Origin of the sequence: Merdimmobilis hominis, from assembly GCF_016901855.1 — a bacterium.
In the GTDB taxonomy this organism is placed as follows: domain Bacteria; phylum Bacillota; class Clostridia; order Oscillospirales; family Ruminococcaceae; genus Paludihabitans.
In genome coordinates, this window is sequence record NZ_JACJKY010000011.1 from 1 (window position 1) to 26266 (window position 26266).

22 protein-coding genes are annotated in these 26266 nt (G+C 50.6%); 11 read left to right on the forward strand and 11 right to left on the reverse strand.

Going from position 1 to position 26266, the window contains the following annotated elements; translation table 11 throughout:
* The first annotated feature begins 237 nt into the window (after window positions 1-237).
* Window positions 238-906, forward strand: a complete 669-nt coding sequence (gene sleB / locus H6A12_RS07830) for a spore cortex-lytic enzyme (RefSeq protein WP_204446612.1) — start codon at window positions 238-240, stop codon at window positions 904-906.
* 72 nt (window positions 907-978) lie between these two features.
* Window positions 979-1200 (forward strand): hypothetical protein, encoded by a 222-nt coding sequence (locus H6A12_RS07835; protein ID WP_204446613.1) that lies wholly within the window; start codon window positions 979-981, stop codon window positions 1198-1200.
* Window positions 1201-1255: 55 nt separating this feature from the next.
* Here H6A12_RS07835 and H6A12_RS07840 read toward each other — a convergent pair whose 3' ends face one another.
* The 7 genes from H6A12_RS07840 to H6A12_RS07870 form a co-directional block, all read right to left on the reverse strand.
* Window positions 1256-2530, reverse strand: a complete 1275-nt coding sequence (locus H6A12_RS07840) for a glycoside hydrolase family 125 protein (protein ID WP_204446614.1) — start codon at window positions 2528-2530, stop codon at window positions 1256-1258.
* Window positions 2531-2660: 130 nt separating this feature from the next.
* Window positions 2661-3719, reverse strand: a complete 1059-nt coding sequence (locus tag H6A12_RS07845; protein WP_204446617.1) for a hypothetical protein — start codon at window positions 3717-3719, stop codon at window positions 2661-2663.
* Between the two features lie 196 nt (window positions 3720-3915).
* Window positions 3916-4701 (reverse strand): type III pantothenate kinase, encoded by a 786-nt coding sequence (locus tag H6A12_RS07850; RefSeq protein WP_204446619.1) that lies wholly within the window; start codon window positions 4699-4701, stop codon window positions 3916-3918.
* Window positions 4702-4729: 28 nt separating this feature from the next.
* The gene (locus H6A12_RS07855) at window positions 4730-5899 is read right to left on the reverse strand and encodes a SpoIIE family protein phosphatase (RefSeq protein ID WP_204446621.1); all 1170 of its coding nucleotides are present in this window, start codon (window positions 5897-5899) and stop codon (window positions 4730-4732) included.
* A 43-nt stretch (window positions 5900-5942) separates the two neighbouring features.
* Complete coding sequence (locus tag H6A12_RS07860) at window positions 5943-7643, reverse strand: [Fe-Fe] hydrogenase large subunit C-terminal domain-containing protein (RefSeq protein WP_204446622.1); 1701 nt, start codon at window positions 7641-7643, stop codon at window positions 5943-5945.
* A gap of 43 nt (window positions 7644-7686) precedes the next feature.
* Window positions 7687-7956: a (2Fe-2S) ferredoxin domain-containing protein gene (locus H6A12_RS07865; protein WP_204446625.1), complete on the reverse strand. Its 270-nt coding sequence runs from the start codon at window positions 7954-7956 to the stop codon at window positions 7687-7689.
* Window positions 7957-7962: 6 nt separating this feature from the next.
* Window positions 7963-8790, reverse strand: coding sequence for a methyltransferase domain-containing protein (locus tag H6A12_RS07870; protein ID WP_204446627.1), 828 nt, complete (start codon window positions 8788-8790; stop codon window positions 7963-7965).
* A 173-nt stretch (window positions 8791-8963) separates the two neighbouring features.
* Here H6A12_RS07870 and H6A12_RS07875 point away from each other — a divergent pair, with 173 nt between their 5' ends.
* The 4 genes from H6A12_RS07875 to H6A12_RS07890 all read left to right on the forward strand — a co-directional run bounded on the left by H6A12_RS07875 (window position 8964) and on the right by H6A12_RS07890 (window position 14271).
* A complete protein-coding gene (locus H6A12_RS07875) occupies window positions 8964-10562 on the forward strand; it encodes an ABC-F family ATP-binding cassette domain-containing protein (protein ID WP_204446629.1) in 1599 nt (532 codons plus the stop codon).
* Between the two features lie 164 nt (window positions 10563-10726).
* Window positions 10727-12610, forward strand: coding sequence for a molecular chaperone HtpG (gene htpG, locus H6A12_RS07880; protein ID WP_204446631.1), 1884 nt, complete (start codon window positions 10727-10729; stop codon window positions 12608-12610).
* Between the two features lie 211 nt (window positions 12611-12821).
* Complete coding sequence (locus H6A12_RS07885; protein ID WP_204446632.1) at window positions 12822-13556, forward strand: matrixin family metalloprotease; 735 nt, start codon at window positions 12822-12824, stop codon at window positions 13554-13556.
* Between the two features lie 16 nt (window positions 13557-13572).
* Window positions 13573-14271, forward strand: coding sequence for a hypothetical protein (locus H6A12_RS07890; protein ID WP_204446633.1), 699 nt, complete (start codon window positions 13573-13575; stop codon window positions 14269-14271).
* Window positions 14272-14327: 56 nt separating this feature from the next.
* Here the strand turns inward: H6A12_RS07890 and H6A12_RS07895 are convergent, their stop codons facing one another.
* From H6A12_RS07895 to glyA, 4 genes are all read right to left on the reverse strand, one after another.
* Window positions 14328-14906 carry a hypothetical protein gene (locus H6A12_RS07895; RefSeq protein WP_204446634.1) on the reverse strand — a complete coding sequence of 193 codons (579 nt, stop codon included), beginning with the start codon at window positions 14904-14906 and terminating at the stop codon, window positions 14328-14330.
* 15 nt (window positions 14907-14921) lie between these two features.
* Window positions 14922-16202 (reverse strand): replication-associated recombination protein A, encoded by a 1281-nt coding sequence (locus tag H6A12_RS07900; RefSeq protein WP_204446635.1) that lies wholly within the window; start codon window positions 16200-16202, stop codon window positions 14922-14924.
* A 24-nt stretch (window positions 16203-16226) separates the two neighbouring features.
* Window positions 16227-16991, reverse strand: a complete 765-nt coding sequence (locus H6A12_RS07905) for an alpha/beta hydrolase (RefSeq protein ID WP_204446637.1) — start codon at window positions 16989-16991, stop codon at window positions 16227-16229.
* 71 nt (window positions 16992-17062) lie between these two features.
* Entirely contained in the window at window positions 17063-18316 is a 1254-nt protein-coding gene (gene glyA, locus H6A12_RS07910) for a serine hydroxymethyltransferase (RefSeq protein ID WP_204446638.1), read from the reverse strand.
* A gap of 238 nt (window positions 18317-18554) precedes the next feature.
* On the opposite strand from glyA, the gene pth reads away from it, so the two are divergent.
* The 5 genes from pth to H6A12_RS07935 all read left to right on the forward strand — a co-directional run bounded on the left by pth (window position 18555) and on the right by H6A12_RS07935 (window position 26233).
* The gene (pth, locus tag H6A12_RS07915) at window positions 18555-19148 is read left to right on the forward strand and encodes an aminoacyl-tRNA hydrolase (RefSeq protein ID WP_204446639.1); all 594 of its coding nucleotides are present in this window, start codon (window positions 18555-18557) and stop codon (window positions 19146-19148) included.
* A 22-nt stretch (window positions 19149-19170) separates the two neighbouring features.
* Window positions 19171-22638 (forward strand): transcription-repair coupling factor, encoded by a 3468-nt coding sequence (gene mfd, locus H6A12_RS07920; protein WP_204446640.1) that lies wholly within the window; start codon window positions 19171-19173, stop codon window positions 22636-22638.
* 93 nt (window positions 22639-22731) lie between these two features.
* Complete coding sequence (locus H6A12_RS07925) at window positions 22732-23694, forward strand: type I phosphomannose isomerase catalytic subunit (RefSeq protein ID WP_204446641.1); 963 nt, start codon at window positions 22732-22734, stop codon at window positions 23692-23694.
* Between the two features lie 22 nt (window positions 23695-23716).
* Window positions 23717-24673 carry an ROK family protein gene (locus H6A12_RS07930; protein ID WP_204446643.1) on the forward strand — a complete coding sequence of 319 codons (957 nt, stop codon included), beginning with the start codon at window positions 23717-23719 and terminating at the stop codon, window positions 24671-24673.
* Between the two features lie 72 nt (window positions 24674-24745).
* Entirely contained in the window at window positions 24746-26233 is a 1488-nt protein-coding gene (locus H6A12_RS07935; RefSeq protein ID WP_204446645.1) for a sulfatase family protein, read from the forward strand.
* Window positions 26234-26266: the final 33 nt, after the last annotated feature.

The following is a 26266-nucleotide window of genomic DNA, read 5'->3' on the forward strand; positions in this document are numbered from 1 at the left end:
ACTTTTTTCGAAGTTTTTTCGAGGTTTTCGCTCCCGCGACTCTCTCGATATTCCTTCTCATTTCCTTGTTTTTCCTGTCCTCCGTGACAGCTATATTATAATACCACACCCATCCCCACTTTGTCAACACCTTTTTTCAGAAAATTTGATCTTTTTTAAATGCAATGTTTGCATAATCAAAAACACACCGGAAATGCTATCCATACACAATGAATTTGAAACGGAGGAGCGTATCTTATGAAACATCCGCTCATCAAAACCTTTTTCGCTCTCTTTCTGTGTGCCGTTACTGTGACTGTCTTCGCACTGCGCGTTGATAACACGGCTTTGGCGCTTTCCAAAATGGGATCGCGCGGCACAGAAGTACGCGCCATTCAGGAAAAGCTGAAAGAACGCGGATTATATAAAGGAAGTGTGGACGGCATCTATGGAACACAGACACAGACTGCCGTAAAGCAATTTCAAAAACAGCAGGGACTGACACAGGACGGCATCGCCGGCCCTGCTACCCTCAAACGATTGGGTATCACCATCGGTAAAATTCCGCCGGCAAACGAATCGAACGTCTATCTGCTCGCCCGCATTATCTCGGCAGAGGCACGCGGCGAACCATACAGCGGACAGGTTGCCGTCGGTGCCGTCATTTTAAACCGGATTGAACATCCATCCTTCCCCGACACGCTTTCGGGCGTCATCTATCAAGAAGGCGCTTTCACCGCTATCGTGGACGGCCAGTTCAATGAACCGATTGCAGACTCTGCCTATCGCGCGGCACGCGACGCCTTAAACGGTCAGGACCCAAGCGGCGGCGCCATCTATTATTATAACCCGGACAAGACCTCCAACCAGTGGATTCGCACCCGTCCGGTCATCAAACAAATCGGCGCACATCTTTTCTGCTCGTAATACACTCTTCGACATGCTTTTTCTCGCTTTATTGGTATACTGTATCCATGCTGTGAAAGGATGTTGATGGCTATGAAATCCCGCCCGCTCTTTTGGATTGTCTGTCTGATTGTTTGTCTTGTGATTATCATATCGGTGGTTGCGATTCCGCTCATCACCGGACAGCTCACTGTTTTCCTGCCGTCTCTCATGTTCTCTTCCCCGCACCTGCTTTTGTGGAGCGGGATTGCAGCAGGACTATGGGGCGCCGGCCGCATCCTTCTATTCGTTTATTCCAAACGGCATACCGAATAATAAACAAAAACGCAGAGGAATGATTTCCTCTGCGTTTTTTACGGTTTCGTATAAATTATCGGTTCACGAGTGTTTCTACTGTCTGTGCAAACAGAGTATTTGCCCATGCAAACCATTCACGCGTAAAGTTTGCCGGATCGTTTACGTCAAAGCCCTCGTGCATGAAGTTCGTGCCGGCATGTGTGCGTGCAATCGTATCCATGCATGTGCGGATTTCTTCCTCATCGGTGGAGGTGAGTGCCTGCATTGAAAGCGAAATATGCCAGATATAGTTATTCGGTGTATGCGGGCTGCCGATGCCTTTTGCCGCAGTTCCCTCATAATAATACGGATTCTCTTTCGAAAGGATGAACAGGCGGGTGTTCTGGTAGATCGGGTCGGATGCATCGCAGTAGCCAAGATACGGAATCGCCAGAAGCGACGGCGAGTTTGCGTCGTCCATCAGATTGTAGTTGCCGAAACCATCTGTTTCATAAGCATACATTTTGCCGTATACCGGGTGTTCCACGATGCCGTAGGTCTGGATACCTTTGTCGATTTCTTTGGAAAGCTGTGTGCAGCGGTCTGCAAGCACTTCATCAGAGAAGCCCTCATGCGAAAGAACTGCCGCATAGCGCAGTGCAACAACCGCCATCATATTCGACGGAATCAGATAACCGTATTTGCAAGCATCATCGCTCGGACGGAATCCCGACCAGGTCATGCCGGTATTCGGATTAACCGGTGTGCCGCGGCCGTCGCACGGAAGCGTATCGCTCTCCGGGCAGTTTTCACGGATAAAGAAATAGCTGGTCTGATCGTGGTGCTGCTCGGCGGTAAACGTATTGACGATCGTTTCGATCATCTGATGAAGCGCCGGTGTGAAGATCGCACGGTCGCCGGTTTCTTTGAAATACTCATAGCTAAGATACAGCGATGCACACAGCGAGTCAACCTCATATTTGCGCTCCCAGATCCAGCCGCTCTGCCAATCAGTGTGATCCGCATGACCGTCTTTGCTCTCTGCGGCATTAAATGCGTTGGAATACGGGTCCATGTTCACATAAAACGCGTGTTTCTCGATGATGCTGCGCAGAATTGCACGGAGCGACTCGTCCTCTTTTGCGTATTTGATATACGGTTTGACCTGTGCGGCACTGTCGCGCAGCCACATTGCCGGAATATCGCCGGTGATGACAAAATAGCTGCCGTCATCAAGCTGCTGCACGGTTGTTTCAATCGTATTCAAAAAGCACTGTTTGACAAGCGGTTTGAGTGCCGGAAACTGCTCGGCTGTTTTCTGCTCGAGCTCCTCTGCTTTTTTTAATAAAATCTCAGGAATCTGTGTCATTCGACATCCTCCTATTTTTTTAAATTTCACATCGCGCATTATAGCACATCAGAAAACAGGTTGCAATCACTTTTTGCAAACAAAAACGCACGAACCCAAATCGGATTCATGCGTTTTTCATTTTATTTGATTAGCCCAGATTGATATTGCGCGGCGAATAGAAGTTTACTGCACCTTCATTGACGGTACGGTTTAAACCTTCTGTCCAGGATTCAACTTCTTTTACGAAATCGTCGCTCTTAACGTCGCCCAAGACAGTTTCGCGCATTTCCTCAAAGTTTTTCTCGTCCTCCATGACGTCATAGCGTTTTACAATGTAGAACGTGTCATCTTCTTCGAGTAGTTTTGCCTCGCCGCCTGCTTCCAGATCAAAAATAGATTTTACGAGTTTTTCAGACGGAGAAGTCGATTCAACATGGACATAGGTCTTTGTTTCATCATCTTCTTCGATGACATCGTCTTCGTCCTCGTCGTCATGCTCGGTATCAGCCAGCATGTGTGTTGCCATGTCGCGGACTTCATTGAATGTTTTTTCGCCGGAGTTAATCAGATCAACATATTCCTGTGCTTTCTTTTCGCGCTCTTCATTTTCGGTTTTCTGCTCATCAGTCAGATCATCACCGGTATTCAGCGTGATCGAGAAAATATTGATGCTTGCGAAGTTGTCTTTGAAGTGCTGCTCGAGCTGTTCAACCGGAACTTCCTCAAGACCGCCCTCGCCATAATATTTCATAAAGATTTTCTGGCGTTTCTGCTGTGTTTCGACAAGTTTCTGGTACGATGTTTTGCCGACGCCGTTTTCTTCGTACATTGCGCCGTACATTTCCCAAACGCTGTCAACCGAGTTTTTCACTTCGTTTTCTTCCGACTCTGTCAGCGAAAGACCCAGTTCGTCAAATTTGCGGTTGGTCACGATATATTCGTCTGCCATTTCAAGTGCCTTGTCTTTGATCCACTGCTCGGTTGTCTTGTCATCCAATGTCTGATCAAACAGATCTTTTGTGGAATCATAGTCCTCGTGCGAAGACACCTGTGTATAAGCGCTGATGGTAAATGCAATATACAAACCGCCGCTTATTTTCTCACCGTCATAATCATACACCCAACTTGTATCGCCGCTGCATGCGGTAAACGGCAAAATCATGCAGACAGCCAAAACTGCCGCAACGATTCGCGAAAAGATTTTCATTTGCTGATTCCCCCTGTGTGGTTGTTCGTTTGTTTGTTTCGGCCAAAAGCGAGCCGCTTTTTTTATTATACACACACCTTGCACGAATAGCAAGCCATTTTTTGATTTTATTTTTGTCAACTTGACATTCTTTCCGTAAAAAAAACAGACACACCCACCGCGAGCCTGCGGCAGATTGTGTCTGTACAATTATTTTTTAAGAATCGACATGCATACGCTTCGTATTTCGCTTGTAGATCGCATACAATCCATGCAGCGAAAGATATTCGTCGATCATCACCGAAAGGCGGCAGCATGGCGCAATCGCGTTTGCCATTCTGCCGGTCAGAATGACGTGTGCCGGCTGACCGAGCTCGGCTTCAATGCGCGACACCATTCCTTCCAGCATAGACGCTGTGCCGTACAGCGCACCTGACAGCATGGAATCGACGGAATTTGTACCGATTACATGGTCGATCTGCGCAAATTCAACACTCGGCAAAAGCGCCGACGACCGCGACAGCGCATCGAGCGAAATCGAAACGCCTGCCAAAATCGAAACTCCCAGGAAACTGCCGTTTTTATCGAGCACGGAAAGCTTTGTCACCGCGCCCAAATCGGCGATGATGCAGGGCATGCTGCCTTTTTTCAGTGCGCCGACAGCTGCCGACACAAGATCTGCGCCGAGGATTGCCGGATCATCGATTTTGATATTCAGCCCTGTTTTGATACCGGGTGAAACAACGAGCACCGGTCCGTTTACAATCCGGGCAGCCGCCTCTTTCCAAACAGAGGCGAGCGGCGGCACCACGCTTGCAATAATCGCGCCGTCAAGCGGTTCGAATGAACAGCCGTTTAACATCAGCAGGTTATTGAGCAAAACGGTATATTCATCCGCCGTTTTCGAAAGGTCGGTGCCGATGCGCGATGTAAACCGGCGCTTATCCTGCACAAATCCGCCGATCACGCTGTCTGCGTTGCCCACCTGTATTGTCAGCACCATGGCTTTGCTTCCTCCCGTTTCTTTGTTCTCAGAAAAATTCCATCGTCACTTTTTTGCCTGTTTTCTCGAGCTCATGCGCAAGCTCTTTGATAAGGTTTAATTTTAAGCCGAGCGAAACCGGCATGCCCGGGTTCTGGTGCGCAGGGTTCAACGCCTGACCGACCAAGAACCGCACCTCTGTGCACTCCTCCAGCAGCAGCTTGCACAGTTTCGATGCACCGTCTTTTTTGTTTAAGACAAAATCCAAGCTGTGGCCGTCGCCTGCGGTGTACTCTTTGATATAATCGACACATTTGCCGATCGTGAGCACACCCTCCGTCACAAGATCGATGCCCGGAATCCGTGCCACCGGCGGCACTGCCGGGTTTTCATAGTCAATCATGACCTCGACGTCCTTGCCGGTCACCTTCGAAACAATCTGCGAAGTCGTACCGCCGCAGACCACCTTTTTGCCTTTTGAATACATAAGCTTGTCAACGACCACGCGGTCAAGCTCCTTGTTCATCGGCGGGCCGACCATGACCGTTGCCGGCATCGACTCTTTTATGCGCATGGCACACACGGTCGAATCGTCGCCCGGTTTGTCCATATACAAGGCGTTGACGCTGCCTAAAAGCTTATGCACCATTGCACGCGGCGAAATCTCTGGCTCGTAGTTTTCCTCGATATAGCGGACAATGTTGTCATACTGCCAACCGAGATCCAAAAGCCGTCCGACGCCTGCATGCACCACGCCGTCCGAAAACGAAATGAGCATATCGCCGGGATCTGCCGTAAACTGACTGACAAAAATCTGTTTGCCGTCCAAGCACAGTTCCTTGCGCTCGATCGGCCAGACCACATGTTCATGGATATAAACGGTGAGCGGATTGTCAAACTCCGCCAAATACACCGAGCCGTCCCGATCGACCTTGACGATCGTAAATGTCGAATATGCGACACCGCGTTCCGAGCAGACCGGAAGCGTGCTCGCAATCGTTTCGACTGCTTCATCGAGCGAAGACCCCTCGGCGAGCATCGTCGCGATGATCTTACTCGTCAGCGAAGAGAGAATATTGGCTTTGACACCGCTGCCAAGCCCGTCTGCCAGCACCATCAGGAAAAAATCGTCCTGCCGCACAATCTCCACCTTATCGCCGCAGAGCTCTTCGCCGTCGTGAAACAGACTTTCCCATACTGCATCAATAAAAAGTTTCATGTTCTCACCTTATTCTGCCGAATCCGGCTGTGATTGTGCATGGTTATTCGGAAATTTCCTCGATATCTTCGATCGAGCGTTTGAGCCGCGTGAGCGCCACCTTTGTTTCGGCAGTCGTTTCACCGAGCAGACTTGCAATCTCCTGTGCGACACGCATCTGCTTTTCGATGACGTTCTGCGCCACGTTCACGGTGGACATTCTCAGATTGTTGAGCTGATCCTTGTTTGCTTCCTCATCGGAGATATCCTTTGCAAACGCAATGAACATATCGTTCTGCGGCAGATAGACCATACTCAGCTCCAGACGGATTTTTTCGTTTGCGCCCTCGATCTTTTTGACGATCGTGCGCTTATAGTCACGTGCTTCATCAAAGGCCGTTTCGCCGTACAACGCCGGAATCATCTGGCCGATAATCTCCGCACGGTCAACGCCGAACAGTTCCTCTGCTTTCGGATTAAGCTCTGTAACGTTCATGTCGGCGTCAAACGCGACGATGCCGTTCGGCGAATGCGCAATAATCATCGACGACTTGTTCTCCGCCTGCTCGCGCAAAAACGGCAGACACATCGTCACGTCCGCTTTTCCGTTATAGACAGCGATTGCCTTTTCACGGCAGGTCGCATAGCCGCAGCTGCCGCAGTTTAACTCATCTTCCGGCGTCATCTTGCCAAACCGCGCAAGAATGCTGCGCATCTCTTCCTCGGTCGGCATTTTTAATTTCACTTCGCGGTTTGCAAACACACGCGGAAGCGGCGCCTCGAGCTTTGCAGATTCTGCCGGCGTCTGATCGACCGCAGCCGGCTTGTCAGAAAGCATCATCGTCGAACGAATCAGGCTCTTGCGCTCCTTGCGCATGATCGGGCCGCCGATGCAGCCGCCTGCGCAGATATTCGCCTCGACAAAGATGTGTTCCATCTTATCCTCGGACATCGACTGGAAAAATTCCATACAGCGGTCGATGCCGTCGACTGCCACCGGCGTATAGCCGGAGAATTCACGAATCGTTTTGATGATGCCCTCCTGCTTCGGATAAATCCGCATCACCGGTTCGCACACGCCGTGTGCATCAGGGTCATCGGCTTCGATCGTGATGCCCTCCTCCGCAAACCATTTGTTGATATCACGGTAGTTTAACACGATATCGACCATGCCGCCTGCCAGCGGGTCCTCCGCCTCGTGCATTTTCGACAGACACGGCCCGATAAATACGACATAAATATCGCCGTACGCCTCACGCATCAAACGGGCATGCGCCATCATCGGCGACGAAACGGGCGCAAGCATCGGTAAAAGCTGCGGGAAATGCTGTTCAATCAGCATGACAACCGACGAACAGGCAGTGGCGATGATGTTGTTCATCTGACCGCTCTGCATCAGCTTTTCGTATTCATGCGACACCTTCGCCGCACCGATTGCCGTTTCCTCCACGCCTGCAAAGCCGAGCTTTTTGAGCGCGGCACTCATCTTCTGAAAATCGCTCGTCCCGAAAAATCCGGTATACGACGGCGCTAAGCTCACATAGACCGGTTTGCCGCTTTTGATGAGTTCTTTGACGAGCGGCGCATTATGGCGCACATATTTTGCACCGCGCGGACATGTTTCCATACACGTGCCGCAGAGCACGCACGCATCTTCAATAATTTCTGTTTTCGCATTTTTAAACTCGATTGCCTTCAGCGGACATTCACGGATACATTTAAAGCAGTTTTGGCAGTTTTGCGCATTTAACTTGATAATATTCATTGTTGTCCCCCCGAGAAAAAAGGCGAAACCTCGCCCTTTCACCTTATGCGTTTGCTTCTTTTTCTTTCTGTGCGAGCGGATAGATCTTCTCATAGAACACGCTCTCCGCGTTGCTGAATCCGACGTTGTTGACCGGTTCGCCGTTTACGGTGGTTGCGATGCCGTTTAAGCAGCATCCAAGGCAGAACGACGCTTTGAGTTTGACCACATCCGACAGATTGTTCTGGGAGATGAGTTGTTCAAACGTTTTGACCACCTGATACGAACCTTTCATGTGACATGAACTTCCGACACAAACTTTGACTTCTACCATAACAAATTACGCTCCTTTTATCTTCCGATATGCAAGAATCCAAAACGAAATTTCCGTCGTAAGCAACGGGCAGGACAGCAGTTTTTCCTGTGCTTCGCGCTTCGTGCGGTACGCATACGGCGTCATTGCAAACAGATTCCACAAATCGGTTTTGTTTTGAATGGTGATGGTTTTTTTAACTTCCCGCTTGCTCACAAACGAAAAGCCCGGCAGCGAAAAGGGCTTGACCGCATTTTCATACGGCGTTTCATACAGCAGTGTTTTCAGCCCAAACAGATGGCGTGCACCCGGAATGACCGATAAAAACACACCGTCCGGCTTTAACACGCGGAGAAACTCCTCGCCGCAGTAGGGGGCAAACAGCTCGGTGACCACATCGCACGTGCCGTCTGCCACTGGCAGGTGAAACACGCTTCCCACGGCAAACTGCACGTTTTTTACCTGTTTTGCCGCAATCGCGAGCGCCGATTTTGAAATATCCACGCCTGCAACCCGTGCGCCGTTTGATGCTTCGGCAATCGCTTTGGTGTAATATCCCTCGCCGCATCCCGCATCGAGCACAAACGCATCGTTTTTTGGCACATAGCGGCGCACTTCCTCAAAAACCGCTTTCAGCAGCGGTTCATAATATCCCGCGTTTAAAAACGCACTGCGCGCATCTACCATTTCCTTGTTGTCGCCGGGAACGGCGGCATGCTTGCGGTTTGACTGCAAGAGATTGACATACCCGCTCTTTGCACGGTCGAATGAATGATTGCTTTCACACGCAAACACCCGCTCATCGCAAAAAAGCGCTTTCCCGCACACGGGACACGAAAAACAGCTTTGCTCCAAACAGCGCTCCCCCTTTCCGATCTTTAGTTCTATCGTACCATATCCGCACACAACTTGCAACGAAAAACGGCGAAATGTGCACCGCTTCTTGCACACACGAATGGTTTATGGTATGCTATCATGGATGAAATATGGCGTTTTGCCGTATGAGAAAAAAAGGAGTGTATCCCCTTATGATTACTGTATCCGACGTCAGTTTGAGCTTTGACGGCTCGAATCTGTTTTCCAATGTAAATTTAAAATTCCTGCCCGGCAACTGCTATGGCATCATCGGCGCAAACGGCGCAGGCAAATCGACGTTTTTGCGCATCCTCTGCGGCGATTTGGAACCGTCCACCGGTGAAGTCACGATCCCGCCGGAGGTTCGCCTGTCTGTATTAAAGCAGGATCACTACGCGTTTGACAGCTATCCGGTACTCGACACCGTCATCATGGGCAACGCACGGCTTTACCAGATCATGCGCCAGAAAGAAGACCTCTATGCAAAAGAGGACTTCTCCGAAGAAGACGGCATCCTGGCGGGCGAGCTCGAGGCGGAATTTGCCGAGTTAAACGGCTGGGAGGCCGAATCGGACGCATCAAAACTCATCCAGGGCTTGGGTCTCGACGAATCGATCCTCTACAGCCAGATGTCTTCGCTTTCGGGCAACGAAAAAGTCAAAGTATTGCTTGCACAGGCACTGTTCGGCAACCCGGACATCATCCTCTTGGACGAGCCGACAAACCAGCTTGACTTGGCGGCGATTTCGTGGCTTGAGGATTTCATTTTGGACTATCCGGGCACTGTCATCGTCGTGTCGCATGACCGTCACTTCTTAAATACCGTCTGCACCCACACGGTCGACATCGACTATACGAAAATCAAAATGTATGTCGGCAACTATGACTTCTGGTATCAGTCGAGCCAGCTGATGCAGCGCTTGCAGAAGCTTCAGAACAAAAAGACCGAGGAAAAGATCAAAGAGCTCCAGCGCTTTGTCGAGCGCTTCTCCGCAAATAAATCGAAATCAAAGCAGGCAACCTCCAGAAGAAAGCTTTTAGAAAAACTGTCCGCTGAGGAGATGCCGGCATCGTCTCGCCGCTATCCGTACATCGGCTTTACGATGGACCGCGAAGCCGGCAAGGATATTCTGACCGTGGACGGTATTTCCAAGACGATCGACGGCGAAAAAGTATTAAATAACGTGTCGTTCATTGTGAAAAAAGGCGACAAAATCGCATTCGTCAGTGAGAACGCACTGGCGGCAACAACGCTGTTCCAGATTCTCGCAGGCGAGATGGAACCGGACGAAGGCTCGTACAAATGGGGCGTTTCCACCTCGCAGAGCTATTTCCCGAACGACAACTCCGCTTATTTTGAAAACGGTCTTTCGATCATCGACTGGCTCAAGCAGTACTCCTCCGACGAAACGGAGACATATCTGCGCGGTTTCTTAGGCCGCATGCTCTTCTCGGGCGACGATGTCTATAAACCGGTCAACGTCCTCTCGGGCGGCGAAAAGGTGCGCTGCATGTTCTCGCGGATGATGCTGTTTGGCTCGAACGTGCTCATGCTCGACCGTCCGACCGACCACTTAGACCTCGAGTCGATCACCGCCGTCAATAACGGTCTGTGCGAATTTAAAGGAAACGTTCTGTTCTCCTCCCACGACCACGAATTCATCCAGACGATCGCCAACCGCATCATTGAGCTGAATGCAGACGGCATTGTCGACCGCTTCTCCGACTACGACGACTATGTCGCAAGCAAAAACGGTCACGTCATCGTATAAAACCGCATATTCACCTCATCACCAGCCGCCGTGTTTTTGCACGGCGGCTTGTTTGTTTACAATTTGATAACGATTTTTTGCATCTTGCGTATTACAATATAAATTAGCACTTAAAGCACGAGAGTGCTAAACTGTGAACAATAAAACGCAAAGAGGGACTTTTTATGGCAATGAAACAATTCAAAGCAGAGTCAAAACGTCTGCTCGACCTGATGATCAACTCCATTTACACGCATCACGAAATTTTTCTGCGTGAACTGATTTCAAACGCAAGCGACGCCATCGACAAGCTTTACTACCGCACGTTAAAAGACGGCGATACCGGCTTAAACCGCAGCGACTTCTCGATTTCGATTGAGCCGAACAAGGAAGCGCGCACACTCGTCATCCGCGACAACGGCTGCGGCATGACAAAAGACGAGCTTGAAAACAACTTGGGCGTCATCGCAAAGAGCGGTTCGTTAAGCTTTAAATCCGAGCAGGAAAAATCGGACGATATCGACATCATCGGCCAGTTTGGCGTCGGCTTCTACGCATCGTTCATGGTCAGCGACAAAGTAGTTGTCGAAAGCCGCGCATTCGGCAGTGACGAAGCATGGCGCTGGACATCCTCGGGCGCAGAGGGCTACACCGTCGACCCGTGCAACAAACCGGACCACGGCACAACGATCACACTTCATTTAAAACCCGACACCGACGACGAGAAATTCTCCGACTTTTTGGAGGAATTCCGCCTGCGTTCGCTCATTAAAAAATATTCCGACTACATCCGCTACCCGATCCGCATGGAGGTCGAAAAACACCGCTTAAAAGAAGGCAGTGAAAACGACTACGAATCGTACCGCGAGGTTGAAACGATCAACAGCATGGTGCCGATCTGGAAAAAAGCAAAATCGGAAGTGACCGACGAGGAATACAACCGCTTCTATCAGGAGAAATTCTTCGACTGGAAAGCGCCGGCAAAAGTCATCCGCACCAGCACCGAGGGCACTGCCACCTACGAAGCACTGCTGTTCATTCCGTCCGCCGCACCGATGGACTACTATACAAAAGAGTACGAAAAAGGACTCGCACTGTATGCAAGCGGCGTGCTTATCATGGAAAAATGCGCCGATCTTCTGCCGGACTACTTCAGCTTTGTCCGCGGTTTAGTGGACTCGCAGGATCTCTCGCTCAACATCTCGCGTGAGATGCTCCAGCACGACCGCCAGTTAAAACTTATCGCATCCCGTTTGGAGAAAAAAATCCAGTCCGAGCTTTCGTCCATGCTCAAAAACGACCGCGAAGCGTATGAGTCGTTCTTCAAAGCGTTCGGCTTGCAGTTAAAATACGGCGTATATGCCGACTACGGCACACATAAAGACGTGCTCAAAGACCTGCTCTTATTCGCTTCGTCGAACGGCGATCATCCGACCACGCTCGCAGAATACGTTTCCCGCATGAAAGAGGGACAGACCGAAATCTATTATGCATGCGCAGAAACAGCCGCACGCGCCGCAATGCTGCCGCAGACCGAAGCCGTCCGCGAAAAGGGCTATGAGATTTTGTACCTGACCGACAACGTCGACGAGTTTGCGCTCAAGATGCTCATGACCTACGATGAAAAACCGTTCAAAAACGTGTGCGCGGACGATCTCGACCTGCGCACGGACGAGGAGAAAAAAGAAGCAGAACAGCAGCTCTCCGAGAATAAAGACCTGCTTGCGTTTTTAACCGAGTCGCTTGACGGAAAAGTCAAAGCCGTCACACTGTCGAACCGTTTGAAATCGCATCCGGTGTGCCTTTCCTCCGAAGGTGCAATCTCAATTGAGATGGAAAAGGTGTTAAACGCAATGCCGACCGGAAACGAAAGCGTCAAAGCACAGCGTGTGCTTGAAATCAACGCATCGCATCCGGTATTCACAAAGCTGTGCGCACTGTATGACACAGACAAAGAAACGCTCAAATCGTATGCATCGCTTTTGTATACGCAGGCGCTTTTGATCGAAGGACTGCCGATTGACGATCCGGTCGCATTCTCGAACGAAATCTGCAAACTGATGGCATAAATATAATGGAAAACCGGTGCAGGCTACTTGGCTTGCACCGGTTTTTTGTACTTTTATAAAAGTCAAAATTTTACTGCTCAAATTGCACAAACTGAGATTGTAATTTTCTACATATCGCTGATTGTGAAATCGTTGACAATTTCTTTTTGTTTCCATATAATAAAAATATAAATGGTGTTTCATCATTTATTATAAAAAAGGAGTTGATTTTATGAAAAAGACATTCTTGAAACACCTGTGTCGTTGTGCAATTTCGGTGATTCTTCTCTTACTTGTTTCAGCACAAGCGATTTTTGCTTGTGCAAGCGGAAGACAAACTGATTCTTCTACAGGTTGGACATTTGGCTTTCCTACAAATTATACGCATTCTGGAACAAGATATATGACATATTATTACAATAATTCAAAAGGCGCAAGTTATGCGACATATTTTGACCGAGGGAAAAGTCTTTGGAGTAACAAAATTAGTATATCTCGTATTGATAGTCAAGTTTCTGCTTCTATACACTTAAATGTTTGGGATAATTTCAAAATGACTGCATATGATCCAGATGCATATGCAGTTACAGTTTCACGTTCATCATCTCCCCCACTTTTACATAATACAAGATGGGAAATTCTAGTAAATCAATACAAATTCAATACACTCTCTGAAGATCAAAGAAAAATCGTAATGGCTCATGAAATTGGACACGCTTATGGCTTAGGTCATATAGGCTCTATTTCACAAATTATGTATCCATATAAACCTTCTTCCTCTACTATGGTTCGTTCTGAAGACTTGCGAGGAATGATTCTCATGACGCACGAACACAGTTGTTCAACTTCAACATCTCAAAACACTTATGAACGTGTTGACAACTACCGTCATAAACGGCGCTGTAAAACATGTAAATCATTCGTCTATGAATCTCATACTAACGGATACAGCTGTACGCTTTGTTAAGAAAGAGGTGCTCACTATGACAACGAAAAAACTGCTTCGTCCTCAAATTCTGTTTCCGGCGGTGATTCTCATTTTGCTTGTCATCGCGCTCATTCTCGCCGTTGCCGTCCCTTCAAAGCCGGGATTTCGGGCGGTCAAAACCGATCAACCGGGATCTGCAATGGCATCATGGGCAGATGTTGATGAAGCTCGCTTTTATGAACGCATGGCGATTGCAGTATATGCACATGTAAAAGAAGAACCCCAGTATTATGACCACTATGTGCCCGGACGCGACCACACCACAGGTGTTTCTGTTTATCAAGCTGATGTTGCTTCCGTTTTGGCACAGCCCTGCCATCTTCCTGCAGAGGAAAGAAGCACGATTTCCGTACACTCGATCCCCAGTGCTTTTTCCGATGCGCGAGTAACAAGCGGCGGCAGTTATCTGTTCTTTTTAGCCGATATGCGCGATGTACCGGACTTTGAACCGGACGAAACCGTTTCTCCGTCCTATTATGATGATTACGCGAAAACGTTTGGCTATGCGCTCATCACACCGCGGGTATCTGTCTTCCGTGCAGAGCCATATGGCGACACCATGCGCGTCAAAACTTCTCATCTGCCCGAATATCTCCGCGGCGAAGGCGAGTATACGACATTTGAGGAGCTTCGCGATATTTTAGCCGAGGGTCGTCAGCGTTTTCGCCCGGATGCCGCGCAAAATGCAGAATGAACAAATAACACGAAAGCAAAACCGCCGGTTTCATAACCGGCGGTTTTTTCATGCATCTATTCGATTGTCACACTTTCGAGTACGTTTCCCTGCTCATCCACATAGGAAAAAAGGACACCTGCTTCCGTAAACTCCACCTGCTTTTTTGCATTGCGAAGCGTCTGATAACCATCGTCGCGCGTAATGGTCTGACCTGCTTTTACAAGAAACGGACCAATCTGACGATAAAACGTCGTTGTTCCTGAAAAGAGATACGATCGCTCCTCCGCCACGAGTGCGTGGCTGTCGGTTTCGCTTTGGAACACAAACGTCTGCACGTCTTTCTGGTACGCGGCAAGATTCATGCCGTACACGAGTAAAATTCCCGCCGCCAGAAGCCCGGGCAGAACATAAAGCCATTGTTTCGGAAAGCGAATGCATCCCACAAGACTTGCCGCCAGCACAATGTCATACAAAAAGAACACCAGTGTCCCCGAAACAGCAGACGAAAACCAGAATTTCACGCCAAACAGCAGCAGTACAAGTGTCACTGCACGGACAATCAGCAGTACAGGCGCTGTTTTGCGGCAGATACGCACAAACACCGGCGGCAGAACGCGCGGTGTGATGATCAGCGTTGTTTTTGACTTGCGCATAACTGCTCCCTCCGGTTATTTGTTGTTGCCGTACAACGCGAGCATCCGCTCACGGTATGCCTTTGCCGCCTGCTCCGTTTTGTTGTCACCGAATTCATAGTACACCGTTCCACTGAGCGTATCCGGCAGATACTGCTGGGCCACATAATGTCCCGGAAACGCGTGCGGATATTTATAAAACTGGCCTTTGACTGCGGCGTCCTCACCGTCAAAGTGCTTGTTCTGCAAGCACCGCGGAATCGAGCCTGCTTTCCCCGCTTCGACATCTGCCATCGCGCGGTTGATCGCCATATATGCGCTGTTCGATTTCGGCGCAGTGCTTAAAAGCACGACAGCATCTGCCAGCGGAATCCGTGCTTCCGGCAGTCCTAACTGGAGCGCCATATCAACACACGCTTTTACAATCGGAATCGCCTGCGGATACGCAAGCCCGATGTCCTCACATGCGATGACCATAATCCGCCGGCACGCCGACAGCAAATCTCCTGCCGTTAAAAGCCGTGCCAAATAGTGCACCGCGGCGTTTTCGTCCGAGCCACGGATCGACTTTTGCAGTGCGGACACAATATCATAGTGCTGATCGCCCTGCCGGTCATACTGCATACTGCTTCGCTGAGAAAGCGACGCGGCAAGCGATTCGTCTACCACACGCACACCGTTTTCAACCGCAGCCGACAAATAGCAAAGCTCTGTGCTGTTCATCGCCTTGCGCACATCACCACCGCATGAAACAGCAATCCGGTGAAGCGCCTCATCGGAAACATTCGCCTGCTCGCCGTATTCGTCCGACAAAATCGAAAATCCGCGGCGCACCGCTTTTTCAATCTCTTCCGGCTCAACTGACTTAAACTCAAACACCGTACTGCGGCTTAATACCGCATTATAGATATAAAAATACGGATTTTCCGTCGTCGAGGCAATCAGCGTGATGCTGCCGTTTTCGATGTGCTCAAGCAGTGACTGCTGCTGTTTTTTATTTAAGTACTGAATCTCGTCGAGATACAGCAAAATCCCGCGGTATCCGGCAAACGAATGCACTTCCTCCACAATCGCCTTGATATCGGCAGTGGATGCGGACGTTCCGTTTAATTTATGAAGCCGCATCTGTGCTTTTTCGGCGATAATCCGGGCAACCGTCGTTTTGCCGACGCCCGACGGGCCGTAAAAGATCATATTCGGAATCTGCCCCGATTCAATGATACGGCGGAGCGGTTTGCCCGGTGCTAAAAGATGGGTCTGTCCCACCACTTCGTCAAGTGTAGAAGGGCGGATGCGGTCTGCAAGCGGCGATGCCATACTGTTGTTCGTCCTTTCGTGGATTTATGCGCGTGATTTCTTTTTCGAGAAGAAATAATCAAACGCCTTTTTAATTGACACATCCCAGAATTCCCAGGTGTGATCGCCCGGCCATTCCTCGTAATACGGTGCAAAGCCGAGCGTGTTAAGCAAATCAACAAACCGTTCATTCTGCTCGCGCAGGCTGTCCGATTTACCGCAGGTAATAAACAGACGCGGTGTTTTTCCTTCTGCCGCACAACGTTTTGCCAACAAGAATAAATCCTGTGATTCCGGAAGCTTATATCCGTCACCGAAAATTGCGGCAAATTCCTGATGACGGCTCTCTTCATCATAACGGTTCTGCATACTCCATGCAAGATCTGCAACAGACGAAAATGCCGCGCAGCCCGCATAGCGGTCAGGGTCGGTAAGCATACATTTCATTGCACCGTATCCACCCATCGAAAGACCCATTACATACGATTTTTCTGATGACAGCGGCAGCGAAAACAGCCGGTGCATAATTTCGGGCAGTTCTTTATAAACATAACTAAAATAATTCACTCCGTATTTCATATCGGTATAAAAGCTGCGCTGCACCTCCGGCATAACAACTGCCACACCGTATTCCTGTGCATACCGCTCTACAGCGGTACGACGAAGCCAACCGGTGCAGTTGTCCGAAAGGCCGTGCAGCAGATAGACGACGCGCACACGCGAAAGCGCGCGGTCATCGGGCAAAAGCACCTGTGCGCTTGTGCTCATGTTAAGCTCTTTGGAATGAAAATCAGCACGAATGAATGTCATAAAAATCTCTCCTTTTCTTTTTAAAAAAGCGCGTCAGCCAATCGGCAGACGCGCTTTTTCATTGTCGTTTCTTATTCGTACAGCGGATATTTTGCACACAGCGCGCTGACTGCGGCGCGTACGTCCTCTGCCGTGTTTTCGTAATCGGTTGCTGTTTTGTAAATGCAGTCGGCAATGACTTCCATGTCCTCTTCTTTTAAGCCGCGGGAAGTGACTGCCGGTGTGCCGATGCGGATACCGCTTGTGACAAACGGGCTCTGCGGATCGTCTGGGATTGCATTTTTGTTGACGGTGATATACACGGTATCGAGCCGTTTTTCGAGCTCTTTGCCGGTGATGTTCATGCTGCGCAGATCAAGCAGAATGAGGTGGTTGTCTGTACCGCCGGAAACGAGCGAGAAGCCTTTTTTCGACAGAGCCTCTGCGAGTGCAGCTGCATTTTTGACAACCTGGTGCTGATATGCTTTAAACGAGTCGGACAATGCTTCACCCAGGCAGACTGCTTTTGCAGCGATGACGTGCATGAGCGGGCCGCCCTGTGTGCCCGGGAAGATCGCTTTGTCGATCTGTTTGCCGAGTTCTTCTTTGCACAAAATCATGCCGCCGCGCGGACCGCGGAGTGTTTTGTGCGTTGTTGTGGTGACAACGTCAGCATACGGTACCGGCGAAGCATGCTCGCCTGCGGCAACCAAGCCTGCGATGTGCGCCATGTCGACCATGAAATATGCGCCGACTTCTTTTGCGATCTCGCTGATTTTTGCAAAGTCGATGGCACGCGGATATGCGCTGGCGCCTGCAACGATCAGTTTCGGTTTATTCTCAATCGCCAGTGCGCGCAGCTTGTCGTAATCGATGCGGCCGGTTTCGCTGTCCACACCGTACGGTACGAAGTTATAGTATTTGCCGCTCATGTTGACCGGAGAACCGTGGGTCAGATGGCCGCCGTGTGCCAAGTTCATACCAAGCACGGTATCGCCCGGATTCAACAGTGCAAAGTAAACGGCGAGGTTTGCCTGTGCACCCGAGTGCGGCTGAACGTTTACATGCTCTGCGCCGAACAGTTCTTTTGCGCGCGCGATTGCGATATCCTCGACCACATCGACACACTCACAGCCGCCGTAATACCGTTTTCCCGAATAGCCCTCTGCGTATTTGTTGGTGAGCACCGATCCCATCGCCGCCATCACCGCCGGGGTCACAATATTTTCGCTGGCAATGAGTTCGAGATTGCGCCGCTGACGCAAAAGCTCATGGTTCATTGCTTCTGCCACTTCTTTGTCATACTGACCGACAAAGCCGATCGTATCCATCATATCACCGTACATTGGCAACACACTCCTTTTTCTTGCTGTCATGGTTTTATCGATTATTTGTATTATACCGCAACTACGGGCATTTGACAACGAAAATCTGTTTGTTTTTTCGTTTTGCCCAAACGATTGGTTGACAGCGTCTGTTTGCCGTGGTACGATTAACAAAAAGAATGCGGGGCAGGGGGTGTTTTCCCTTTGCCCCATACTGTGCGTTATGCCGATTTTTCGACAAAAGGAAAGGAATTCCCCCATGTTTTTTAAAAAGAAATCATCGAACATTTCATGGATCATTGCAGGGCTCGGCAACCCTGAGCCGAAATATGAAATCACCCGCCACAATGCCGGATTTTTGGCAATCGACCGCATTGCCGACAACGCAAACGTTTCCATTAAAAAAATGAAATTTCACGCGCTGATTGGCGAAGCGGAGTTAGGCGGCGAACGCTGTCTGCTGTTAAAACCGCTTACCTACATGAACAAAAGCGGTGAAGCGATTGCGGAAGCCATGCGCTATTATCAGATTCCGCCCGAGCGCGTGCTTATCCTGTTTGACGATATCTCGCTCGATCCCGGCAAGCTGCGGATTCGCCAAAAGGGCAGTGCCGGCGGTCATAACGGCATCAAAAGCATCATAGAAATGACAAAATCGAGCGATTTTCCGCGCATCAAAATCGGCGTGGGCAAAAAGCCGCATCCGGACTATGACTTGGCCGACTGGGTGCTCTCGAAATTCAAAAAAGATGAACTGCCGCTCATGGACGAAGCGTTTACCAATGCGGCAGACGCCGCCGCCATGATCGTTTCCGGCAGTGTCGACCGCGCCATGAACCGCTATAACAGCTGATTTTATAAAAAGGAGGATTCCCGTGAATCTGTTTGCTCAAATCGCACATGCGCTCCCTGCTTATCGGTCGCTTGTCAAAAGCTTAAAGGACGGGCGTTCCCCTGTTTTATTGGTCGGCGCATCGGAAATTCACAAAGCGCACCTGCTCTGCGGCGCATTCGACGAATTTGCAGGCTCGATGCTCGTGCTCACACATGACGAGCCGTCCGCACGCGCGCTGATTCATAATATCAACGCCTTTTTCGACGATGAGCGTGCCGTACTCTATCCACAGCGCGATTTTAACCTGCATGACTTGGAAGCTTCCTCCCGTGAATACGAACAGCTTCGCATCAGTGTCCTGCGCCGCCTGTTAGACGCAGAAGCGCTCATCGTCGTTGCAAGCATCGAGGCGGTATTGCAGTACACCCTGCCGCCTGCCGCACTCAAAGAGAGCACGTTTTCCCTCGCGGTCGGCGACACCGTGGATGTGCAGTCGCTTGCCGAACACCTCACCCACGCAGGCTACGAAAGCCGTCCCCAAATCGAGGGTGTGGCACAGTTTTCGATTCGCGGCGGCATCATCGACATCTATCCGCCTGCACTTCCTGCACCCGTTCGTATCGAGCTCTGGGACGATGAGATTGACACGATGAGCTTTTTTGAAGTCCAGTCCCAGCGCCGGACAGACCCTGTCGAATCGATTCAAATCACTCCTGCGTGCGAAATCTTTCCACAATCGGTCGCTTCCCTTGTGGAAAACTTGACGGCTCTCGAGAAAAAGACACGCCAAAAGGACGCAAAAGCGCTGTTTGCAAAAGATATTGCACAGTTAAAGGGCGGCGTCGTTCCGCCGTCCTACGACCGGTATTTAGCGCTCATCCACGAAACGCCGGCGACGCTGTTTGACTATTTCCCGCGCGGCATCATCGCCGTGAGCGAATATACCTCGATCCGCGAAACATCCAAAACGTATCTCTGGCAGCAGCAGGAGGATCAAAAAGAGATGCTCGAAAACGGCGAGCTCACAAAAGAGCTCATCCGCTTTGACACATCGCTTGCCGATATCATCCGCCGCACTGCCGCCTATCCGACCGTATTTTTAGACACGTTTGCGCACACAAACAGCGAAATGACATTCGCGGAACTTATTTCCGTTTCACCGGTGCAGACGAGTCCGTTTTCCGGCGAGTTAAAGTTACTTGAAGAGGACGTCCGCCCGCTGCTCAGTGAAAAATACGCAGTCTTCCTGCTTGCGGGCACGCAGAAATCGGCCGACGCACTGGCAGGTGACTTGCGCGCACGCGGGCTCCCCGCCTCCACCGATCAGACCGTTTCGCTTGACGACTGTATGGGACGCATCACGGTGCTCTCCAATCATTTGACGAGCGGCTTTGAATATCCGGAGATCAAAGTGAGCGTCATCACGACCGGCTTCCAGACCGAATCGCGCAAACGCCGCACCCGTCACAAAAAAGGCCGCGCGTTAAAAAGCCTCACCGATCTCTCAAAAGGCGATCTCGTCGTACACGTTTCCCACGGCATCGGTGTGTTTGAGGGGGTCGAAAAGCTTGAGATGCAGGGTGTTGTCAAAGATTATATCAAAATCTCCTATGCTGGTTCGGATGTGCTGTTTGTGCCGGTCACGCAGATGGATCTCGTATCGAAATACATCGGTACAAAGGACGACACCAAGGTAAAACTCAACAAGCTCCACTCCGCCGAATGGCAGAACACACGCCGCCGCGCAAAACAGGCCGTTGCCGAGATGGCGGACGAACTGATTGCGCTGTATGCCAAACGAATGCAGGCGCCCGGCTATGCGTTCAGCGCCGATACCGAGTGGCAGAAGGACTTTGAACAGCATTTTGCCTTTTCGGAAACAGACGATCAGCTTCGGTGCACCGACGAAATCAAGCACGACATGGAACAGCCGCACCCGATGGACCGTGTGCTGTGCGGCGACGTCGGCTTCGGAAAAACAGAGGTGGCAATGCGCGCCGCATTTAAATGCGTAAGCGACGGCAAACAGTGTGCTGTTTTATGCCCGACGACGATTCTCGCATGGCAGCATTACCAATCATTTTTAAAACGGTTTGAAGCGTTCCCGGTCAATATTGAAGTGCTCTCCCGCTTCCGTACGCCGAAACAGCAAAAGGAAATCGTGAAAAAGGCGGCGCGCGGTCAGATTGACATCTTAATCGGCACGCACCGCATTGTGCAAAAGGACATCGAATTTAAAGACTTAGGACTTGCCATCGTCGACGAGGAACAGCGCTTCGGTGTCAAGCACAAGGAACGATTCAAAGAGATGTTCACGGGTGTCGACATGCTCACCCTTTCCGCAACACCGATTCCGCGCACACTCAACATGGCAATCAGCGGCATCCGCGATATGTCGGTCATTGAGCAAGCACCGATGGACCGCCATCCGGTGCAGACGTATGTCATTGAATATAACGGCGCGATCATCGGCGACGCGATCAAAAAGGAACTGCGCCGCGGCGGTCAGGTGTACTATATTCACAACCGCATCGAAACGATTGAGCACTGCGCCGCAAAAATTCAGTCAATGGTGCCGCAGGCGCGGATTGCAATCGCACACGGCCGCATGGAAGAGCACGAGCTTTCCGAGATCTGGCGGATGCTTCTAGAGCACGAAATCGACATTCTTGTGTGCACGACGCTCATCGAAACGGGCGTGGACGTTGCAAACTGCAACACGCTCATCATCGAGGATGCCGATCACATGGGACTCTCCCAGCTTTACCAGCTGCGCGGACGTGTTGGACGTTCGACCCGCCGTGCGTTTGCGTATTTCACGTTCACCCGCGGCAAGGTGCTCACTGAAATCGCCGCAAAACGGCTCTCTGCTATCCGCGAATTCACAAAATTCGGCTCAGGCTTCCGCATTGCACTGCGCGACTTGGAGATCCGCGGCGCCGGCAGCATCTTAGGCGCAAGACAGCACGGCCACATGGAGGCGGTCGGCTATGAGATGTATCTGCGGCTGTTGTCCGAAGCGATTGCCGAGAAAAAAGGCGAACCGGTAAAACAGCAGACATACGAATGCCAGATCGATCTGCGTTTGGATGCGCACATCCCCGAAACGTATATCAGCGAGATTTCCCAGCGGATTGATATTTACAAAAAAATCGCCGCCATCCACGATAAAGCCGACAGCATGGACGTCATCGACGAGCTCATCGACCGGTTCGGCGACCCGCCTGCCGCGGTATTAAGCCTTGTCGATGTTGCACTTCTGCGCAACACGCTCGCTTCGTTCGGATTTGAGGAGATCAACGAGAAACCGCAGGGACTTCTTTTGTATCCCAAAGAGCTCGACATGGAGATTTCCGCGAAAATTGCCGCCGCGATGAAAAACCGTGTGCTTGTAAATACCGCCGGACGGCCGCACCTTATTGTCAAGCCGAAACGCGGCGAAAAGATGAACGCCGTGGCAGTTCTGCGCGAAGTTGTCGAAGCGCTTTCTGACGGGCAAAAAACGTAAGTTTTGCTTGCGCTGACTACGTTTTTCATTTATAATAGATAGAAAGAAAAACAGAACGTTCTGTTTGAATGTGTAAAAAGGAGAGAATCAAGCATGTATCCACTCAAATTGATTTCCCCGCTCAAAGATTATATCTGGGGCGGCACAAAACTCAAAGAAGAATTCAACAAACAAACCGATCTTTCGAAAGTTGCGGAGAGCTGGCAGCTTTCGTGCCACAAAGACGGCAGCAGTGTGATTGCAAACGGTGAATTTGCAGGAAAAACACTGCCGGAATATATCGAAGCAAACGGCCGCGGCGTACTGGGCAGTGACTGCGATTCGTTTGAAAATTTCCCGATTCTGATTAAACTCATCGACGCAAAAGACAACCTGTCCGTTCAGGTGCATCCGAACAATGACTATGCACTCCGCGTCGAAGGTGAATACGGTAAAACTGAAATGTGGTATATCGTGGACTGCGAGCCGGGCGCAACACTGCTCTATGGCTTTCAACACGAAATTTCCAAAGAGGAATTTGCAGAACGCATTGCAAACAACACCCTGCTTGAAGTGACCAATGCAGTCGAAGTGCACAAAGGTGATTGCTTCTTCATTGAAGCCGGCACACTTCATGCCATCGGCAAAGGCATCCTGATCGCTGAGATTCAGCAGAACTCGAACACCACCTACCGCATTTACGACTACGGCCGTGTCGGCAACGACGGCAAACCGCGTGAGCTCCACGTCGAAAAAGCAAAAGACGTGACCGCACTCGTTCCGCCGACCCGTCCGACCAAACCGCAGGGCGATCCGGTGGACTGCGGCGGCTATGTGAGCACGCTCTTGAGCACCTGTGAATACTTCACCGTTCATGCGCTCGACGTAAAAACGGGTGCAGCACTCTCTGTTGACGACAAATCGTTCCACTCGCTGATGTGCCTGAGCGGATCGTTCACATTCGAGAGCGCACACGGCGATCTCACCATCGAAAAAGGCGACAGCGTATTCCTGCCGGCAGGCTACGGCGCATACACCGTAAAAGGCACCGGCGAACTGATCGTCACAACCGTATAATATAAAAACGGAGGAATCACTCATGAAATACTATATCGGCATTGACTTGGGCGGCACCAACATTGCGGCAGGTGTTGTCAACGAAAACAAAGAAATCGTCGCAAAAACAAGCATCAAAACCGGCAGCGGCCGTGACGTGAACCTGATCGTCGACGACATGGCACTCGCAGCAAAAACTGCCGCTGAAGGCGCAAACCTCACATTTGACGATGTGGAATGGATCGGCATCGGCGCACCGGGCACTGCAAACAAAGCAACCGGCATCATCGAATATTCGAACAACCTCGACTGGTACAACGTGCCGCTCGTTTCGATGCTCGAAGAGCGCACCGGCAAAAAAGTGTTCATCGAAAACGACGCAAACGCTGCGGCATACGGCGAATATGTTGCAGGCGCTGCAAAAGACGCAGATTCGTCCGTCATGGTAACACTCGGCACCGGTGTCGGCGGCGGTATTGTGCTGAACAACAAAATCTACACCGGCTTTAACTTTGCAGGCGCAGAGCTTGGCCACTCGGTCATCGTTGTCGACGGCCGTCAGTGCACCTGCGGACGTAAAGGCTGCCTTGAGGCATATGCAAGCGCAACCGGTTTGATCGTCACCACAAAAGAATACATGGAGCAGTACAAAGATTCCGCGATGTGGGACATCGTTGAGGGCGACATCTCGAAAGTCAACGGCCGCACCGCATTTGACGCAATGCGCAAAGGCGACGAAGCCGGCAAACTGGTTGTCGACGAATACATCAAATATCTCGCCTGCGGTGTGACAAACATCATCAACACCTTCCAGCCGGATATTCTGTGCATCGGCGGCGGCATCTCCCACGAAGGCGACACCCTGATGGTTCCGCTCAAAGAGATCGTTGCCCGTGAGGTTTACTCGCGCAACAGTGCAAGAAACACTGAAATCGTCGCAGCATCGCTCGGCAACGATGCCGGCATTATCGGTGCAGCTCTGCTCGGTTTGGCAGACTGATTTGATAACATGACACAAAACGAGGCAGAACGGGTTCGTTCTGCCTCGTTTTATAAGAGGAGAAGAAGACTGATGAAACATCCAAATATCCTGCTGATCCACGCGGATCAGCACCGGGCGGACTGCTTAGGCTGCATGGGAAACCCGGACGTTAAAACACCAGAGATCGATGCACTCGCCGCCGACGGTGTGCGTCACACACGCCACTATACCGTATATCCCGTTTGCACACCGTCGCGCTATTCGATGCTCTCGGGACTGTATCCGCACCAGCATACCGGCTGGACAAACGTGTCATCCATTCCTTCGCATACCCGCACATTCCCGAAAATGCTCAAACAAGCAGGCTACCACACCGCGGCAGTCGGAAAAATGCACATGTCCCCGACGTATCTGGACATAGGCTTTGATGAGCTTACCCTCGCAGAACAGTGCGGTGTCGGCCGGTACGAGGACGAATATCACGAAATGCTCGCCGACAAAGGCAAAATCGATGCAGTCGACGTGCGCGATCAGGTGCTCGAAGTCCGCGCACACGCATCGGCAGACTATTTTGCTTCGTTCGGCGCTGAGGAGTCGGATTTGCCTCTTTCGGAATATTCGACCGAATGGATCACCGAGCAGGCACTCTCCGAGATTCAAAACTGGAACCATGAGGGCGGCCGCTTTTTGATGGTCGGGTATGTAAAACCCCACCATCCGTTTGACCCGCCTGCGCCCTACAGCACGATGTACGATCCGGACAAGCTCACGCTTCTGCCCGATTTCACAGCAGAGAACCTCCCTGTCGATTACGCGCGCAACCCGGGCTATTTTGACATGAAAACGCTCACAGAACCAGCACTGCGCAAAGCAATGGCGCTCTATTACGGCTGTATCACCGAAATCGACGACGGCGTCGGCCGACTCGTTGCCGCGCTCAAAGAAGCCGGCCTTTACGAAAACACAATGATCATTTACACCTCTGATCACGGCGAATTTTTGGGCTGTCATCACATGCTGTTAAAAGGCAACCACCTGTATGAGCCGCTTGCTAAAATCCCGCTCATCATCAAATATCCCGAGAATGCACGCGCCGGCATCACAGACGAGGGACTCAGCGAAAACATCGACCTTGCACCGACGATTCTGCGCGTTGCAAACGCTGAAATTCCTTATGAAATGAGCAAAATTTATTTGAACGAAGGCATTTGCCGGCCGTTTGCTTTCTCGGAAGGCGACTACGGCAACGAACGTGACAACCGCTGCTTCCACTATATGATTCGTGATGAACGGTTTAAGCTGATTTTAACCGGTTCGTTTGAAAAAGGACTCTTGTTTGATCTCCAAAAAGATCCGAATGAGCTTACAAACCTGTTTGACCATCCCGAATATCACGCCGTGCGCATGTTTTTGAGCACACAGCTTTCGTCGTATCTCTTATTCCACGCACAGACGACAAACTGTCACGAACCGAATGCCGCTGTTTTGCGCGATAAGGAAATCACCGATGCACGAAGCCTCAAAGTACGCACACTCATTAAGGAAAAAACGGGCATTCTCCCCGCCGGAAACGAATGAGAAAAACGATGTCTTACCGCTTGCATTCTCCAA